Genomic DNA, 16,589 nt, shown 5'->3' with positions numbered 1-16,589 from the left:
AACTTGAGTGTCTAGTTCACCGAACAAACATCTAAAGCGTTTCTATGCGGGCTAAGCGAGAGTTAACCACGCCAATGAACCCGTTGAGATCATGACCCACATTGTAATACCAAACATCAGTGGTTTCGGCCCTGCCGCTTTTAACTTCTCAACTGAAATACCACAGCCAATTAAGAACAAACACACGACCAGTGCTCGCTTAGACACATCAAAGATTCCTTGATAGACCATCTCAAATTGTGGCAGTAAGTCAGTCACCGCGATAGCGGCGCAATAGAAGAAAATGAAGTAGGGAACCGTAATCTTCTTTTGATCGTTCTTGAAGATCATCGCACTAATTAAAGCGATAGGGATGATCCAAAGTGCGCGAGCGAGTTTCAATGTTGTCGCTGTCGTCAGTGCTTCTTCGCCATACGCTGAAGCTGCACCTACTACAGAAGACGTATCGTGAATCGCTATCGCTGCCCAAGTACCAAATGTTTGTTGGCTGAGCTCAAGCGCGTGACCAATCATCGGGAATAAGAATAGAGCAACCGAGTTCAACACGAATACGGTGGCTAATGCCAAGCCAATCTGTTCATCGTCTGCTTTGATCGCGGGTGCCACTGCTGCTATCGCGCTACCACCACAAATCGCGGTACCAGAAGATATAAGATAGCCCGTAGTGCGGTCTAGCCCCATTTGTTTCGCCAAGAACCAACCAATGACTAATGTACCGATAATCGTCGTTACAATGAGCCCAATACCATCGCCTGTTACTGCTAATGCTTTTTCAAACTGAATACCAAAACCCAAGCCAACAATAGAGTAGGCCAGTAGCTTTTTGGTAAGCTTGCCGACTTCCAAGTGTTCAGGGACTAATCCTAAACTAGCAAGCAGGAAACCGATAACCAGGGCTGTCGGTGAGCTAACCCAAGGCGTTAAGCAAAGCAGTGCAGCAAGATAAAATGGAACGGACTTTTTTAGGTTCATTGTATTTAGAGTCTTGTTTTGTTGTGGCGTTATTGTGATGAGACCACTATACGTTCAATAAAATGATAAGTAAGTCTAAATGAATTGAACAAACGTTAAGGAAAACTTAACGCTTGTTCAACTGATATGAATAAAGGGCTGGTTAACTAGCGTAATGATCCGCGAAGGTCAGAGACTGACTGTCGAAGCGTTTCACAAGAGGCTTGTTTAGGTGAAATCGGCTCGCCAGCTTCTATCTCTAGCTTAGTCCAGAAGCGAGTGGGTAACCCTTTGCAGGCACGACCTTTGTAACGACTAAAGTAGCTACCCCATAATCCTTTAAGAGCCATAGGAATCACTGGGACAGGGGAACGTTTGATGATCAGCTCCATACCACGCATGAACTCAGCCATTTCGCCATCAGAGGTGAGCTTTCCTTCTGGGAAAATACACACGATGTGATCTTCATGCAGGGCACGCTCTACTTCTTTGAAAGCGTTTCGAATCGAGTTGCGGTTGGTCGCGGAGATTGGAATCACCCCAGCTCTTTTCAAGAAGCGTCGAATTGGCGGAAACTTGGTGTAATCCTCTTCCATCACAAAACGGATCAAGCGAGGGCAAACCGCACTCAGTAGCAGTGCATCCATATAACTCACATGGTTGCAGACAATCAACGCACCGCCCTTTTCTGGCAGGTGATGTAAGTTCTTATGTTTAACTCTGTACATGGTGTGAGTGACCACCCACGTAAAGAAGCGGAAAGCGTAGATAGGCACCTGATAAAACAGGTACAGCATCACCAAAGTGTTGCACACTGCGAGCAAGATAAACAGCTGCGGAATTGAAAGATCTAGAACACTAAGGCAAACAATACCTAATACCGCACTTCCCACCATGAACAGTGAGTTGTAGATATTGAGCCCGGCAATCACTTGGGCACGCTCGTCGGGCTTGGCACGTAACTGCATCAGTGAATACAGAGGAACAATAAAGACACCGCCAGAGATACCCAGAAGCAGAAGGTAAGCAAACAGTGGCCACAGCTCTGAGTAGGTTACGAATTGATGGAAAGAACTAAAGTCAGGCAAAGACTCCGGGATGGATATCGCCATCAGAAGACCGAAGATCGAGATACCTAAGCTGCCCATTGGCACGATGCCGATTTCAATTCGGTGATTAGATAACTTATCGCAAGCTAAAGAGCCGATTGCAATGCCTACCGAGAATAGTGCCAGTAAAAAGGCGACGGAGCTTTCAGTGCCGTTTAGATGCAGTTTAGTGAAGTTGGGAAACTGAGTTAGGTAAGCCGCACCAAGGAACCAGAACCAGCTGATAGACATCAGTGCTTGAAAGGTCGGGCGGTCTTTTTTTGCAATCGCCAGTGTCGCGCGGGTCAGTTTTACAGGTTGACACTTTACTTTAAGGTCTGGTGCATTACTTGGCGCTTGTGGGATAAAGCAGCTTGATACATAGCCAAGCACGGCGAACGAAACAATACACACCGCAGCAATGAGCTTCGCGCCTTCTTCAGATGCAATGATGCCTGCGCCTAGAGTACCAATCAGGATCGCTAAGAATGTACCTGTCTCGACGAGAGCGTTACCAGATACCAGTTCTTTTGTTTCTAACTGCTGTGGAAGCAGGGCATACTTCACCGGACCAAAGAAAGCACTCTGCGTTCCCATAAGGAACAGGAGCAGAAGTAATATTCCGTAGCTTTCGTAGATAAAACCGACCGCACCCAGTGACATGATCACTACTTCGAGGAGCTTAACTTTACGGATAAACCACGATTTTTCGTATTTGTCAGCCAGTACACCGGCTAAAGCAGAGAATAGGAAGAAGGGTAGAATAAAAAGGCCAGCGGCCAAATTAATGAATAGATTGGTGGAAATAGGCAGCGTGTCTACGCTTGCGAAAGCAACAAACAGTAACAGGACATTTTTGAATATGTTGTCGTTAAAGGCTCCTAGAAATTGGGTAATAAAGTAGGGTAGGAACCTTTTTTGCGTTAACAGCGAAGATTGGCTGCTGTTGTTCATTGTCTTTCCTTGGATGATTACCAGTTGGTTAAGTAGTTTGAGACTAGGTTATTGATCAGCTCTTTACCATCAATAGGCTCAGAGGCGAAAAATTTATCATCAACGCTAAGTAGAGTAATTCCGTGTACTCCAGACCATAATACACGGCTGGCTTTAACGACTTCGCTTTTCGTATGTTCAGGAGCAATCGCTACTAGCAACTGCTCTAGCATGCCTGTCATTCTATCGATGCGGTTCGATTGCCATTCAGGAAGGTTTTCACCGTTCATGTTGTGCTCAAAGATAAGTTGCCAACGGTGAGGGTGTCTCTGTGCAAAATCGTGGTAGCAGTAGGCAAGGTTGAATAGAGCTTGTTGAGGGTTGCTCGATTGTTCAACAGCTGCAGCGGATTCTGACGCCAGTTCATCTAATGTTTGAGCGACCACATGCAAAAGCAGTAGGTTGTAGTTACCAAATACATTTACTAAGGTACTTGGAACGTAACCAATCATATTGGCGATTTTACGTAGACTTAGCTCGTGATAAGAGTGCTCTTCTAAGAAGTCGGTTACCGTTTTTAAGGTTAATTGCACTAATTGTTCGCGAGTATGATCGTTTCGTCTTGCCATGGGTACTTTCTATTAAATGAACATCGTTCAATATTTTAATGCTGCCCTTGAGTGCCGTCAATCCCTTCGCTAGTTTAGTAATCAATTAATAGCCGCAATATTATGATACATGTGTAAACACGGTGAATATTTCATTGTTCTTTGTTAACGAGTATGATTAAGGTGTCGAAAGATAAAAAACCTATAAAGGATAATAATGAAACGATTTTTCTCACTAGTCGCGATCCTGTTGGTAACAGTCGCGGTGACGCCAATCGCGGAAGCGAAAAAGTTTGGTGGTGGTAAGTCATTTGGCAAAAGCTTTAAAACGGCTCCAGCACCAAAACAACAAAACACGAATTCGATCCGTCAAGATCAAACAGGTAAGAACACAGCAGCTAACTCTAGCAAGAAAGGCCTTATGGGCGGTCTGCTAGGTGGTTTACTTGCTGGTGGTCTTTTAGCTGCATTCTTTGGTGGCGCATTTGAAGGTATCCAGTTCATGGATATTCTGATTATGGGTCTGATTGCTTTCCTAGCGTTTAAATTCCTACGCGGAATGTTGGGCGCGAAGCAGGGCTCAATGAATCAGCAGAATGCACGTGGCCAACAGCCAGCATTCGGCGGCATGGGTCAGAACAAGTTTGAACAACCTAAGCAACAACCAAATGTTCATAACTTCGAGCAAACACAACCTCAATCACAAGGCGCTGCTAGTGGTTTCGGTTTTGGTGCACAAAGCGATGTTCCACATAACTACCCACCGGGCTTTGATCAAGCGGCATTCATCAATGGTTCTCGTGAGCACTACCGTACACTGCAAGGTGCATGGAATCACAACGAGCTAAACACGATTGAAGAATACGTATCTCCAAGCCTATTTGAAGACCTAAAAGCTGAGCGTAATAAGCTAGACGGTGCTCAGCACACAGACGTAATGTACGTTGATGCTGAAATCGTTCGCGCAGACCACGATGGTAGCAAAGCACAGCTAAGCCTTCAGTTTAGCGGTCGTTACCGTGACACAGCGGATGGCGTTGAAGAAGATATCACTGATATCTGGCATCTAGAGCGTGACCTAACAACTAACAATGCACCTTGGTTAATTGTTGGTATTCAAGGTTAATTCCAGGATTTAACTCAACATCAATAGGATGTAGTTATTCGGAATAACACCAAATAATAGAAAGCCCCTGCTGAGAAATCAGCAGGGGCTTTTTTGCGTCTAATGATATGTATCTTAGTTAAAGATTGGATTAACCTGAGACTAACTAACTGATTTTATTTGGATGTAATGAGTAATGACAAAGTTCTTTGAACCCGTATTGGAGCCTGAGGTTACTTTGCAGCAGAAACAGATAATTGCGAACGAATGCGAAGAACATGTATCGACCCATTGTTTAGGCTGCGCTGCTTATCTGGTTTGTGAGCGTCATGCTGAAGTATGGGATCACTGATGTTTGAATGATTTAGCTCGATTAGTTATTTGTAGTAGCGGGTTAGTGTTTAGGAAGTTGAGGGTTGTTTTAGAAGACACGTTTAGTAAGAGATAAAGCTCAGAAACGAAAAAAGCCAACTCAATGAGTTGGCTTTTCGATTTTCCAATTAAGGAGAATATGGTGGAGGGAGACGGATTCGAACCATCGAAGGCAGTGCCGGCAGATTTACAGTCTGCTCCCTTTGGCCACTCGGGAACCCCTCCAGGGTGTGTCTTACTCTTCACAAAGTAAGCCTAAATTGATGTTTTCCCATAAGCCCATCAACTAGGTTGTTCTCTTAACTCTCGAAAGAGGTAAGAAGAATATGGTGGAGGGAGACGGATTCGAACCATCGAAGGCAGTGCCGGCAGATTTACAGTCTGCTCCCTTTGGCCACTCGGGAACCCCTCCAGGGTGTGTCTTACTTTTCACAAAGTAAGCCTAAATTGATGTTTTCCCATAAGCCCATCAATCAGGTTGTTCTCTTAACTCTTAAAAGAGGTAAGAAGAAATATGGTGGAGGGAGACGGATTCGAACCATCGAAGGCGGAGCCGGCAGATTTACAGTCTGCTCCCTTTGGCCACTCGGGAACCCCTCCAGGGTGTTTTTCCTAACTCATAATGGATAGGCTAAAGAGATGTTTTTCCCAACGCATCTCTCAAGTGCGGAGCGCATCATAGCAAACACGTTAAACCTGTAAAGAGTTTTTCTTATGGTTTTGTGTTGAATGCTGCCTTTTTGGGCAAAGATGGCGAAAAGTACGCATATTGCTCGGGAAGTGAACATCTATACTAAGGTTTACGTAGTGATAGGTAACACCTTGAGGTAACTCGCTTTCTACATTGTGTTTGGTTTGTGCAATTCGCCAAGAAACGTAAATGGAATTTAATCTAGATTTACACTTCTTGACGTTACAGCATTCATCAGTTGATAGAATACGGTTAATTTCATTTATAGATATTAATACCAATCGTAGTAAATAACATGTCATCCTAGCCTGTTAAAATGCTCGAGAACAGCGTCAGAAATTTTGATTGTAGAATAACTACTTATCGAAACTATCTGTTGAAAAGAGCTACCTTGTTCTCAAGCCTTTTCCCTACGCTATTTCTGACCACTTACTCACTGTGATTGGTATAAACCTTACTTGCAGACCATTATTATGAAGCATAAATCTGTTTTAACCCTGCTTAGCTTGTCTATTCTTATGGCGTCTCCAGCCGCACTAGCTAAACGCATGGGCCCTAGCACTGTCACTGTTGTTACTGAGCAAGTTGATATTCACCAAGTTAGCCAATCTCTTTCTTTGGTAGGTAAGTTAGAAGCAGAACAATCTGTGATCATTACCTCTGAAGTAGCGGGCAGAGTTGACTCTATCAACATCAAAGCCAATCAAGATGTCACCAAAGGGCAGATGTTGGTTCAATTAGATGACGACAAAGCAAAAGCTGCAGTTGCAGAAGCGCAAGCGTACCTAAAAGACGAGCAACGTAAGCTAGCGGAATTCCAACGACTAGTGAAACGCAACGCGATCACGCAAACTGAAATTGACGCTCAGAAAACTAATGTAGAGATCGCCAATGCTCGCCTAGCTGCCGCCAATGCCAATCTTAAAGACTTACACATCAGCGCACCTTTCTCTGGCACGGTCGGTTTTATCGACTTTAGCCGCGGTAAAATGGTGACTGCAGGTACTGAACTCGTGACCTTAGATGACCTATCGGTAATGCAATTAGATCTGCAGATCCCGGAGCGCTACCTTTCTAAACTGTCTAAAGGTATGAAAGTAACGGCTCGCACTAGCGCATGGGGCGACACTCAGTTCACTGGTACTGTAGTAGGCATTGATTCTCGTATTAACGCTGAAACCTTGAACCTTCGAGTTCGAATCCACTTCGACAACAATAATGATTATCTAAAGCCAGGTATGTTAGTGGCGGCGGATATGGACTTCCCACCAGTGGAAGCGCCAATCATTCCAGTTCAAGCGCTTGAGTATTCAGGTACGAAGCGTTTCGTTTATGTTATCGACGAAGATAATAAAGCAACTCGTACAGAAGTTTTCCTTGGGGCACGTATCGATAACGAAGTCGTGATCGACAAAGGCATCGAAATTGGCCAGAAGATCGTGGTGCAAGGTATCGTGAACATGCGTGACGGCGTCTTGGTTCAAGAGCTTGCCGTTAATCGCCCAGCTGATGCAGCAAGTGATAAAAAAGCACAAGAAGGCGCTAACTAATGTTGTTATCTGATGTTTCTGTAAAGAGACCAGTAGCGGCCGTCGTATTGAGCCTACTATTGGTTGTGTTTGGTATTGTCTCTTTCAATAAGCTCGCGGTTCGTGAGATGCCAGATATTGAAAGCCCGGTAGTATCGATCAGTACTCGTTATGAGGGTGCGTCTGCCACCATCATTGAAAGCCAAATAACCTCCAACCTTGAAGACCAGTTATCCGGCATCAGTGGTATCGATGAGATCGAATCCACAACGCGTAACGGTATGTCGCGTATCACGATTACTTTTGAGCTTGGTTACGACCTCAATACCGGTGTGAGTGATGTTCGTGATGCTGTAGCTCGTGCGCAGCGTTCATTGCCCGATGAAGCCGACGACCCAATTGTTTATAAGAACAATGGTAGTGGTGAAGCTTCGGTCTACATCAACTTAAGTTCGACGGAGATGGACCGAACGCAGTTAACCGACTACACCGAACGTGTGTTGATTGACCGCTTTAGTTTGATTTCTGGCGTGAGCTCGGTGGATATCTCAGGTGGCTTGTACAAAGTAATGTACGTAAAGCTGAAACCTGCGCAGATGGCGGGTCGTGGCGTTACTACCTCGGACATCACTTCTGCTCTGAACAGTGAGAACATTGAAAGCCCGGGTGGTGAAGTACGTAACGATGCGATTGTGATGTCGGTTCGTACTGCTCGTTCTTACACTGAAGCTGAAGATTTCGAATACCTAGTCGTTAAACGTGCCTCTGATAACACACCTATCTACTTGAAAGACGTAGCGGATGTTTACATTGGCGCAGAAAACGAGAACTCGACCTTTAAGAGTGACGGCGTTGTTAACGTAAGTATGGGTATCGTGCCTCAGTCAGATGCGAACCCACTTGAGGTGGCTGACTTAGTCCATAAAGAAGTCGAAGCAATTCAAAAGTTCTTGCCAGACGGTACTCGTTTAGCTGTCGATTATGACTCAACAGTCTTTATTGACCGTTCAATCTCAGAGGTATACAGCACACTCTTTATCACGGGTGGCTTGGTTATCCTCGTGCTTTACATCTTTATTGGTCAAGCACGTGCAACACTTATTCCAGCGGTAACCGTACCTGTATCTCTGATCTCGTCGTTTATTGCCGCGTACTACTTCGGTTTCTCCATCAACCTGATTACCCTGATGGCACTTATCCTGTCGATTGGTTTGGTGGTCGATGATGCGATCGTGGTGGTTGAGAACATCTTCCACCATATTGAACGTGGTGAATCGCCACTGCTTGCGGCTTATAAAGGGACGCGTGAAGTAGGATTCGCGGTAATCGCAACAACGCTTGTATTGGTGATGGTATTCCTGCCAATCTCGTTCATGGATGGCATGGTCGGTCTCTTGTTTACGGAGTTCTCGGTACTGTTGGCGATGTCAGTGATTTTCTCGTCTGTCGTAGCATTAACGTTAACGCCGGTTCTGGGTAGTAAGATCCTTAAAGCGAACGTGAAACCAAATCGCTTCAATCGATTTGTAGAACGTGTGTTTGGCAAACTTGAGTCTGGATACCGCGCGGTATTGCGCCGTGCTTTAAACTGGCGTTGGGCAGCTCCAATCATCATTATCGCGTGTATGGGCGGTAGCTATGGCTTGATGCAACAAGTGCCGTCGCAACTGACGCCTCAAGAAGACCGTGGTGTTATCTTTGCGTTTGTTCGTGGTGCCGATGCAACCAGTTACAACCGTATGTCTGCCAATATGGACATCGTTGAAGAGCGCCTAATGCCGCTGCTTGGTCAAGGTTTCTTGAAGTCATTTAGTATTCAATCACCAGCGTTTGGTGGTAATGCGGGTGACCAAACGGGCTTCGTAATCATGATCCTAGAAGACTGGGATGAGCGTGACGTTACCGCACAAGAAGCGTTGAACGAAGTTCGTAAATCGTTGAACGGCATTCCAGATGTGCGTGTATTCCCGTTCATGCCGGGCTTCAAAGGTGGTTCAAGTGAGCCTGTTCAATTCGTACTTGGCGGTTCTGATTACTCTGAACTTCAGAAGTGGGCAGAGCTCTTAAAGCAAGCGGCTGAAGATTCTCCAATGATGGAAGGCGCGGACATCGATTACTCTGAGAAAACACCAGAGCTATTGGTAACCGTAGATAAGCAGCGTGCAGCAGAGCTAGGTGTTAGCGTTTCAGACATTTCAGATACGTTAGAAATCATGCTTGGCGGCCGCAGTGAAACGACCTTCGTTGACCGTGGTGAAGAGTACGACGTGTATCTGCGTGGTGATGAAAACAGCTTCAACAACGCGAACGATCTAAGCCAAATCTACATGCGAACTCAGTCTGGTGAGCTGGTTACGCTTGATACGCTGACGCACATTGAAGAAGTGGCTTCATCGATTCGTTTGTCGCACTACAACAAGCAGAAATCGGTGACCATTAAAGCGAACCTAATGGAAGGTTACACGCTGGGTGACGCGCTCGATTTCCTTGATGAACAAGCGATTGAACAGCTACCGGGTGATATTTCAGTGAGCTACTCTGGCGAGTCAAAAGACTTTAAAGAGAACCAATCAAGTATCCTAGTGGTGTTTGCGCTAGCGATGCTGGTCGCATACTTGGTACTGGCCGCGCAGTTTGAAAGCTTCATTAACCCGCTGGTGGTGATGTTCACCGTACCTATGGGTATCTTCGGTGGCTTCTTAGGCTTGGTGCTGATGAGTCAAGGGCTCAACGTCTACAGCCAGATTGGTATGATCATGTTGATCGGTATGGTAACCAAAAACGGTATCTTGATCGTAGAGTTTGCTAACCAACTTCGTGACCGTGGTATTGAGTTTGAAAAGGCGATCATTGATGCTTCTGCTCGACGCTTACGTCCAATCATGATGACGGCATTCACGACGCTGGCTGGTGCAATTCCATTGATTACTTCAACGGGCGCAGGCTATGAAAGCCGAGTGGCTGTGGGTACGGTTATCTTCTTCGGTATGGGCTTCGCGACATTGGTTACTCTGTTCGTAATTCCTGCGATGTACCGACTGATTTCAGGATCAACACGCTCTCCGGGTCACGTGGAAGCGGAACTTAATAAAGAGCTTAGCCATGACAACGTGGGAAGAACCAGTCACGGTTAATGAACACGCACGATTAATGAACACGGAATAGTGTAACAATATTGAAAAGCCTGCGTTTGCTCCTAGCGAATTGCAGGCTTTTTTTGTATAACAAACAGAGCTCAACGAATTAATACAATAAATCGAATAAAGGAAAGTAAAGTGGCTGAATTTAAATACAAAGATCTTTCTCAAGAAGAACAAGATAAGCTGGATGCAGCAACCTTTCGTCGCCTGCTAGCACACCTAGATAACAATAAAGATGTGCAGAACATCGATCTGATGATCTTGGCTGGCTTCTGCCGAAACTGTTTCAGTAAATGGTACAAAGCGGAAGCAGAGCAACAAGGCTTAGACTTGGATATCGATGACGCTCGTGAGCGTGTATACGGCATGACTTACGATGAGTGGAAACAAAACCATCAACCAAAAGCGACGCCTGAACAACTCGCGGCATTTGAAGCGAAGCAGAAGCCAGAGTAATTTGTTCTCGTTAGTGGCTGACTAATAGAATGAATAAACAAAAAGAGCCCATCAAGGGCTCTTTTCTATTTCGAACTATCGGTTTTGAACTTAAGCCAACTCACCCGTTTGCGAGAAAGCTTCTAACTTCGCTGCATAAGGTTGTAGGTCACCGATATTCAGATTTACCCACTCGTCATTGAAGTAAGTGTCTAGGTAACGCTCACCACTGTCACACAGTAAAGTCACGATAGAACCTTTTTCTCCACGTGCTTTCATTTCACTGGCTAATTGAAGCACACCGTACATGTTAGTCCCGGTTGATGCGCCGACCTTGCGACCAAGAATGTCAGATAACCAATGTGTCGTTGCGATACTTGCTGCGTCTGGGATTTTACGCATTTCGTCAACCACACCAGGAATGAAGCTTGGCTCTGCTCGTGGGCGACCAATGCCTTCAATCTTGCTGAATGTACTGCCTTTCACGTTCGCATTGCCTGTTTGGAAGTATTCGTGGAATACAGAGTTCTCAGGGTCGACAACACAAAGCTTAGTTTCATGTTGTTGGTAGCGAATGAAACGGCCAATCGTCGCTGAAGTACCGCCAGTACCTGGGCTCATTACTACCCAAGCCGGAACTGGGTGATCTTCCATCTGCATTTGATTGAAAATCGAGTTCGCGATGTTGTTGTTACCACGCCAGTCGGTTGCGCGCTCAGCGTAAGTAAATTGATCCATGTAGTGACCGTTCAGTTCTTCTGCTAAACGACGAGACTCATCGTAAATTTCATCTGAGCGGTCAACAAGATGCGCTTGGCCGCCGTAGAATTCAATTTGCTCGATCTTTTTCTTCGCTGTGCATTTTGGCATTACCGCGATAAATGGAAGGCCAAGTAGGCGAGCGAAGTAAGCTTCAGACACCGCAGTACTGCCCGATGAAGATTCAATGATCGTGGTTTCTGGGCCAACCCAACCGTTACAGATAGCGTATAAGAAGAGAGAACGCGCTAAACGGTGCTTTAAAGAGCCTGTAGGGTGTGTGCTTTCATCTTTAAGGTAAACATCAATGCCTTCGATACTTGGTAGATCGAGCTTGATAAGGTGCGTATCCGCTGAGCGTTGGTAGTCCGCTTCAATTTTACGAATCGCGTTGTTAATCCATTGATGGTCAGTGCACATAAACGTTCTCCTGATCGAGTGTAGGAATTCTTTGTAATTGGTATGGTTCTAATTTATCTATAATCGGAGAGAAAAACTTTGCCATATTTGCTTTGTTTTGCTTAAATTGTAGAAAATTATTCTCTTTAAATGCGATTTGGTGAAAGTGTGATAGATGCCGTAGATAAAAAAATATTAGGGTTACTGCAAGAAGACAGCACCCTGTCATTGAACGATATTTCTGAAGCGGTCAATCTCACTACAACGCCTTGTTGGAAAAGGCTTAAGCGCCTCGAAGAGAACGGCATTATTGAGAAAAGAGTTGCACTGCTGAACCCGGAAAAACTGGATCTTTCCTTTACTGCGTTCGTATTGGTGAAAACCAGTGATCATTCTCATGAGTGGTATGGTCGTTTTGTGAATACTGTGTCGGAGTTTCCAGAAGTGATGGAGTTCTATCGCATGGCTGGCGAATATGACTATATGATGAAGGTTCAGGTGAAAGACATGAAGTGCTTTGATGATTTCTACAAGCGCTTGGTGAATAGCATTGATGGTATCTCTAATGTGACCTCGACATTTGCGATGGAACCATTGAAGTACACGACAGCATTGCCGCTTTAAGCTACGCCTAGTTACGCATTAACAATCGTCTGAGCTTAACTATCGTCTCAGTTTAGATATCGCCTCTGCGATAAAGAAAAGGATTATTCATGTTTGCAAAAGTATCTACCGCTATCCAGCTGGTACTGGCGGTCGCCATTTTTTACTTGGGTTCCACCATCTACTCATTGACTAATAAAGTCGGTGAAATCGTTGATACTTACCCGCAAGTTATCGAAGACATATCGGGCCTCACCAAAGGGCTCAAAGTAGAAGAGCTATTAGCGCTTGCAGAACATGTCAGCGATCTTGCTCCTCAAGTTTTGAACACAGTCGAAGAGGTCAGAAAGACGATCGATGATGTGAATCAAACCGTAGCCTCGGTCGACAACAAAATCCCTGCGATATTAGATGAAGTGAAAAATGTTCGAACGGAAGTCGAGCAGGTAAGAACCGATGTTATTCCACCAACATTAACTGAATTAAAGAGATACCGCGTAGACGTAATGCCACCAATGCTCGCTGAAAGTAAGTCTTACCGCGAACAGACTATTCCTGTCATCGTCACGGAATCTGAAATGCTACGAGCGGAAGTCCCAGGTATTTTGGCACAAGCTAATTTGTTAGCTGATAAGAGTAAGGAACTCGCTCAGGGAGCCGCTGAGGGCGCGGTGAAAGGCGTAGTGTTATCGCCATTTAACCTTCTACGAGACGCAGGTGATGGCATTAAAACGCGAGTTCAAGGCGAGTTTGAGCCAACGTTAGAAGTTGAGTAGGTTTTATTGATTTTTGCGTGACGAGTTTTCTTAAGCGTCATTAAAGAAAGAGGCTAGGTATTAAACCTAGCCTCTTTTTGTTTGTGCGTATTTGGGGTTTGTAAGAAGCGTTTATCCGCTATTTATTTGAGTGCTATTTAGTAAAACGCATCACACCTTCTTGTACTGCTGTCGCTACCAGCTCACCTTTCTGGTTGAAGATCTCGCCGCGCACTAGGCCGCGAGTGTTCGCTGCCGTTGGGCTTTCAATCGCATAAAGCAGCCATTCGTCCATTTTGAATGGGCGGTGGAACCAGATTGAGTGGTCAATCGTCGCCACTTGAAAATTTGGCGTCATGATAGAGACTTCATGTGGGTGAAGCGCCGTCACTAAGAATCCCCAATCCGATGCGTAGGCAAGCAGGTATTGGTGGATCAAGTGGTTGTCTGGCATCGCGCCATTCGCTCTTACCCAAAGGTATTGTTTCGCTTCCGTCTTCTTAGGTTTCAGTGGGTTTACCACCGTCACCGGACGCATCTCAATCGGCTTTTCGCCACAGAAGGTTTTGCGCAGTTTCTCTGGTAAGAATTCCGCAATGTGGCTCGCTAATTCAGTTTCTGAGGCAAAGTTCTCTGGTCCCGGAATATCAGGCATTGAAATCTGGTGCTCAAACCCTGGCGCATCGCCATGATAAGAAGCAGTGAGATAGAAAATAGGGCGGCCATTTTGAATCGCTTTTACACGGCGTGTGCTAAAGCTGCGTCCATCTCGTAGGTTCTCAACATCGTAAATGATTGGCTTTTCAGGATCGCCGGGAAACAGAAAATAACTGTGGAACGAGTGAACACTACGGTCGTCTTGAACGGTATAACGAGCAGCAGAAAGCGCTTGTCCCAATACCTGACCGCCGTATACCTGTGGTAGGCCTAGGTTCTCACTTTGCCCACGGAATAAACCTTCTTCCAGTTTTTCTAGCTGAAGTAAACTTAGTAATTCTTGTAAAGGTTGACTCATCGCCAGCATTCCTCTTCGTAAAATGGGTGTCAGATTATGGTGTTAATCATTTAGCTTAGTCAGATATCTGTCAATAAATCATAGGGTTTCAAGACAGAATATGAAAGCTCTCTTATAATTGGTGAGTAGATTTGCCGAGTCCGGCAAACATGTTGAGAGAAATTGAATATGAAAAAGGCTCTAATTCTTATTACGTCTTTAGTATCGTTTGGCCTACTTGTTGGTTGCCAAGCAACATCAGAAACGAGCGCTTCTCAAGAAGTGGTTGCAGAGAACACTCAAGTGATTTCAGGAACAGTAAGCTACCGTGAAAGAATTGCATTGCCAGAGAATGCAGTGGTTACCGTTACGCTAGAAGATATCTCACTGGCTGATGCACCATCGACGGTTATCGCAACTCAAGAGTTCACCACAGACGGTAAGCAAGTACCGTTCGCATTCGAGCTGAGCTACGACAACGACAAAATTAAAGCTAACCACCGTTACAACATGCGCGCATCGATTCATGTTGACGGTAAACTGCGTTTCATAACGGACACGATTAAGTCAGTAATTACTGATGTAGAAAATACACAGCAAGCAGACCTACGTTTGGTTGGTGTTCGTTAATCAGAAATCGATGCCACTGTTAAGGCATCTTGATTGGCTTAACTTAGCCAGTTGAATTGACGATTAGTGGCAGCTCTAGGGCTGCCATTTGTATATTCTGAGTTTAACTTTTCCTGCATCACTCACCTCAACCCCTTCTTTAACCAAATGCTGCTTTTGTCGGTCGAACGAATCAGCCTTTAAAGATATTTCACCCTTGCTGTTTATCACTCGATACCAAGGCAGTTTGCTACCTTCTGGCAGGTTACCCAGCGCTTTACCAACATGGCGCGCATAGCCCGGAAATCCTGAAAAACGTGCTATGTCTCCATAAGTTGTTACTTTCCCATATGGAATTTGGTGAATCACAGCAAAGATTTGGCTCAAAAATTGGTCCATACTAAATGTTCCTAGTTCATAAATACCAATCACAGTAAGTAAGTGTTCAAAAATAGCGCAGGGAAAAAGCTTGAGAGCAAGGCCGCTCTTTTTGATAAGAAGTTTTGATAAGTAGTCATTCTCCAATCAAAAAATCTAACGAGGTTATCGAGTTTTTTAACAAGCTAGGGTGACCAGTTAATTACTACGATTGGTATGGTACCACGGATCGGTAGAAGGAGAGGGCTATGGTATTTACAACGTTTCAGTTCTTGATCACCACATTATTAGCGGTTGTTTGCGCGAGAGCAATCAGTTTAAGTGAGGGAGATATCCCGGTGCTTGCAATGGTAATTCCTGCTTTATGGATTTTACCGCAGGGGGGCATAGCAGGATTAGCTTTGCTTGTTTCCATGACCACTTATGGTCTAACCCTTCCTTTGCAGCCTATCACGCTGTCTGTCAGTGCGTGGGTACTATTCCCGTTATTGATGGTGGTCTTCTCAAGACGCAGTAGTTTGTCGGTCGTGATTATTTCCGGCTTGATTGTGACTACTTTGCAGGTCGGGATCATGGTGACACAATCAGCAGGCAAGCTTGAAGGTGTCCCGTGGGTTACCACACTTCAAACCTTATCAATCATCGTGATTTGGTGGGCGGCAAATCATCTTAAGCCTGCCAGCCGACACAGCTGGTGGTCATTAGGCTTAATACTTCCATTATGGATAGCCGATTTACCTTATGCCGCTTTGGTTGCCTTGTGTGTAACGGGCATCATGGCATCGATGGAAACGCTGACGCGCTTGAAAACCTTCCGCTGGAATAAACTATTATGTTGGACACTGCCAACGGTTGGTTTTGCGGCTTTGGTGATTACCCCAAGTATCGAAGTACCTAGTCCAGTTTTTGTAGTATGGTTGTGTCTATTAGGCACCGCGTGGATGACAGACTACATCATTCGCACAGAAGATAATGAAGATATCGATATCTAGTACTCCAGCAATCCAAACCTTCCAAATGCAGGTAAATGGTGAATTTACCTGCGATTTTCTAGTGGTTTGAATAAAGGATAAGCACTTAGACCGCAATTGTTCAAAAATAGGGTGGAAGGGCTTGCAATGGTTGCTGTGATGCTTAATAATCCAATCACTCTTTGAGGCAAGCCTCTTAGAAAACGAATCTATGGGGGCCTGGTCCTCCCGCAACAATAGCTCGTGAACTCGGTCAGGCCTGGAAGGGA

The 16,589-nt window shown here is 45.1% G+C and carries 14 protein-coding genes and 3 tRNA genes; 8 read left to right on the top strand and 9 right to left on the bottom strand.

Annotation, left to right across the window (positions count from 1 at the left end; genetic code table 11):
* Positions 1-51: 51 nt before the first annotated feature.
* The 3 genes from A136_RS20710 to A136_RS20700 all read right to left on the bottom strand — a co-directional run bounded on the left by A136_RS20710 (position 52) and on the right by A136_RS20700 (position 3,601).
* On the bottom strand, positions 52-972 hold the full coding sequence (locus A136_RS20710) for a YeiH family protein (protein WP_017064075.1): 921 nt from the start codon (positions 970-972) through the stop codon (positions 52-54).
* Positions 973-1,118: 146 nt separating this feature from the next.
* On the bottom strand, positions 1,119-2,993 hold the full coding sequence (locus tag A136_RS20705) for an MFS transporter (protein ID WP_017064074.1): 1,875 nt from the start codon (positions 2,991-2,993) through the stop codon (positions 1,119-1,121).
* Between the two features lie 17 nt (positions 2,994-3,010).
* Positions 3,011-3,601: a TetR/AcrR family transcriptional regulator gene (locus A136_RS20700; protein WP_017064073.1), complete on the bottom strand. Its 591-nt coding sequence runs from the start codon at positions 3,599-3,601 to the stop codon at positions 3,011-3,013.
* A 196-nt stretch (positions 3,602-3,797) separates the two neighbouring features.
* On the opposite strand from A136_RS20700, the gene A136_RS20695 reads away from it, so the two are divergent.
* Complete coding sequence (locus tag A136_RS20695) at positions 3,798-4,706, top strand: Tim44 domain-containing protein (protein WP_017064072.1); 909 nt, start codon at positions 3,798-3,800, stop codon at positions 4,704-4,706.
* Positions 4,707-5,197: 491 nt separating this feature from the next.
* Here A136_RS20695 and A136_RS20690 read toward each other — a convergent pair.
* From A136_RS20690 to A136_RS20680, 3 genes are all read right to left on the bottom strand, one after another.
* Positions 5,198-5,282: transfer RNA gene (locus tag A136_RS20690), tRNA-Tyr, on the bottom strand.
* Between the two features lie 102 nt (positions 5,283-5,384).
* Positions 5,385-5,469 (bottom strand) — tRNA-Tyr (locus A136_RS20685).
* Between the two features lie 103 nt (positions 5,470-5,572).
* Positions 5,573-5,657, bottom strand: a tRNA-Tyr gene (locus A136_RS20680).
* A gap of 564 nt (positions 5,658-6,221) precedes the next feature.
* Between A136_RS20680 and A136_RS20675 the strand changes: the two genes are divergently transcribed.
* The 3 genes from A136_RS20675 to A136_RS20665 all read left to right on the top strand — a co-directional run bounded on the left by A136_RS20675 (position 6,222) and on the right by A136_RS20665 (position 10,873).
* Entirely contained in the window at positions 6,222-7,298 is a 1,077-nt protein-coding gene (locus A136_RS20675) for an efflux RND transporter periplasmic adaptor subunit (RefSeq protein WP_017064071.1), read from the top strand.
* The gene (gene vexH / locus A136_RS20670; RefSeq protein WP_017064070.1) at positions 7,298-10,411 is read left to right on the top strand and encodes a vibriobactin export RND transporter permease subunit VexH; all 3,114 of its coding nucleotides are present in this window, start codon (positions 7,298-7,300) and stop codon (positions 10,409-10,411) included. The genes A136_RS20675 and vexH overlap by 1 nt, the downstream gene beginning before the upstream one ends.
* Before the next feature lie 141 nt (positions 10,412-10,552).
* Positions 10,553-10,873: a DUF1244 domain-containing protein gene (locus A136_RS20665; protein ID WP_004736423.1), complete on the top strand. Its 321-nt coding sequence runs from the start codon at positions 10,553-10,555 to the stop codon at positions 10,871-10,873.
* Between the two features lie 90 nt (positions 10,874-10,963).
* On the opposite strand, the gene A136_RS20660 is transcribed toward A136_RS20665, so the two are convergent.
* Positions 10,964-12,031, bottom strand: coding sequence for a PLP-dependent cysteine synthase family protein (locus tag A136_RS20660; RefSeq protein ID WP_017064069.1), 1,068 nt, complete (start codon positions 12,029-12,031; stop codon positions 10,964-10,966).
* A gap of 129 nt (positions 12,032-12,160) precedes the next feature.
* Between A136_RS20660 and A136_RS20655 the strand changes: the two genes are divergently transcribed.
* Together A136_RS20655 and A136_RS20650 are read left to right on the top strand one after the other, a co-directional pair.
* On the top strand, positions 12,161-12,634 hold the full coding sequence (locus A136_RS20655; RefSeq protein ID WP_017062025.1) for an Lrp/AsnC family transcriptional regulator: 474 nt from the start codon (positions 12,161-12,163) through the stop codon (positions 12,632-12,634).
* A gap of 89 nt (positions 12,635-12,723) precedes the next feature.
* Complete coding sequence (locus A136_RS20650) at positions 12,724-13,389, top strand: hypothetical protein (protein ID WP_017064068.1); 666 nt, start codon at positions 12,724-12,726, stop codon at positions 13,387-13,389.
* 133 nt (positions 13,390-13,522) lie between these two features.
* On the opposite strand, the gene tesB is transcribed toward A136_RS20650, so the two are convergent.
* Entirely contained in the window at positions 13,523-14,383 is an 861-nt protein-coding gene (gene tesB / locus A136_RS20645) for an acyl-CoA thioesterase II (RefSeq protein WP_029235187.1), read from the bottom strand.
* 168 nt (positions 14,384-14,551) lie between these two features.
* On the opposite strand from tesB, the gene A136_RS20640 reads away from it, so the two are divergent.
* Complete coding sequence (locus A136_RS20640) at positions 14,552-14,992, top strand: YbaY family lipoprotein (RefSeq protein WP_017058951.1); 441 nt, start codon at positions 14,552-14,554, stop codon at positions 14,990-14,992.
* Positions 14,993-15,067: 75 nt separating this feature from the next.
* On the opposite strand, the gene A136_RS20635 is transcribed toward A136_RS20640, so the two are convergent.
* The gene (locus tag A136_RS20635) at positions 15,068-15,370 is read right to left on the bottom strand and encodes an MGMT family protein (protein WP_017058952.1); all 303 of its coding nucleotides are present in this window, start codon (positions 15,368-15,370) and stop codon (positions 15,068-15,070) included.
* A 227-nt stretch (positions 15,371-15,597) separates the two neighbouring features.
* On the opposite strand from A136_RS20635, the gene A136_RS20630 reads away from it, so the two are divergent.
* Positions 15,598-16,341: a hypothetical protein gene (locus A136_RS20630; protein ID WP_017064066.1), complete on the top strand. Its 744-nt coding sequence runs from the start codon at positions 15,598-15,600 to the stop codon at positions 16,339-16,341.
* Positions 16,342-16,589: the final 248 nt, after the last annotated feature.

Origin of the sequence: Vibrio crassostreae 9ZC13, from assembly GCF_000272045.2 — a bacterium.
Taxonomy (GTDB): domain Bacteria; phylum Pseudomonadota; class Gammaproteobacteria; order Enterobacterales; family Vibrionaceae; genus Vibrio; species Vibrio crassostreae_C.
Note: the sequence above shows the minus strand (reverse complement) of the source record. Positions and strands in the feature narration are given on the sequence as shown.

Excerpts from the sequence above, each read along its gene's own strand:
- A136_RS20630 (WP_017064066.1), top strand. The coding sequence starts at position 15,598 with ATGGTATTTACAACGTTTCAGTTCTTGATCACCACATTATTAGCGGTT.
- A136_RS20705 (WP_017064074.1), bottom strand. The coding sequence starts at position 2,993 with ATGAACAACAGCAGCCAATCTTCGCTGTTAACGCAAAAAAGGTTCCTA.
- A136_RS20635 (WP_017058952.1), bottom strand. The coding sequence starts at position 15,370 with ATGGACCAATTTTTGAGCCAAATCTTTGCTGTGATTCACCAAATTCCA.
- tesB (WP_029235187.1), bottom strand. The coding sequence starts at position 14,383 with ATGAGTCAACCTTTACAAGAATTACTAAGTTTACTTCAGCTAGAAAAA.
- A136_RS20650 (WP_017064068.1), top strand. The coding sequence starts at position 12,724 with ATGTTTGCAAAAGTATCTACCGCTATCCAGCTGGTACTGGCGGTCGCC.
- A136_RS20655 (WP_017062025.1), top strand. The coding sequence starts at position 12,161 with ATGCGATTTGGTGAAAGTGTGATAGATGCCGTAGATAAAAAAATATTA.
- A136_RS20640 (WP_017058951.1), top strand. The coding sequence starts at position 14,552 with ATGAAAAAGGCTCTAATTCTTATTACGTCTTTAGTATCGTTTGGCCTA.
- A136_RS20660 (WP_017064069.1), bottom strand. The coding sequence starts at position 12,031 with ATGTGCACTGACCATCAATGGATTAACAACGCGATTCGTAAAATTGAA.
- A136_RS20675 (WP_017064071.1), top strand. The coding sequence starts at position 6,222 with ATGAAGCATAAATCTGTTTTAACCCTGCTTAGCTTGTCTATTCTTATG.
- vexH (WP_017064070.1), top strand. The coding sequence starts at position 7,298 with ATGTTGTTATCTGATGTTTCTGTAAAGAGACCAGTAGCGGCCGTCGTA.
- A136_RS20710 (WP_017064075.1), bottom strand. The coding sequence starts at position 972 with ATGAACCTAAAAAAGTCCGTTCCATTTTATCTTGCTGCACTGCTTTGC.
- A136_RS20695 (WP_017064072.1), top strand. The coding sequence starts at position 3,798 with ATGAAACGATTTTTCTCACTAGTCGCGATCCTGTTGGTAACAGTCGCG.
- A136_RS20700 (WP_017064073.1), bottom strand. The coding sequence starts at position 3,601 with ATGGCAAGACGAAACGATCATACTCGCGAACAATTAGTGCAATTAACC.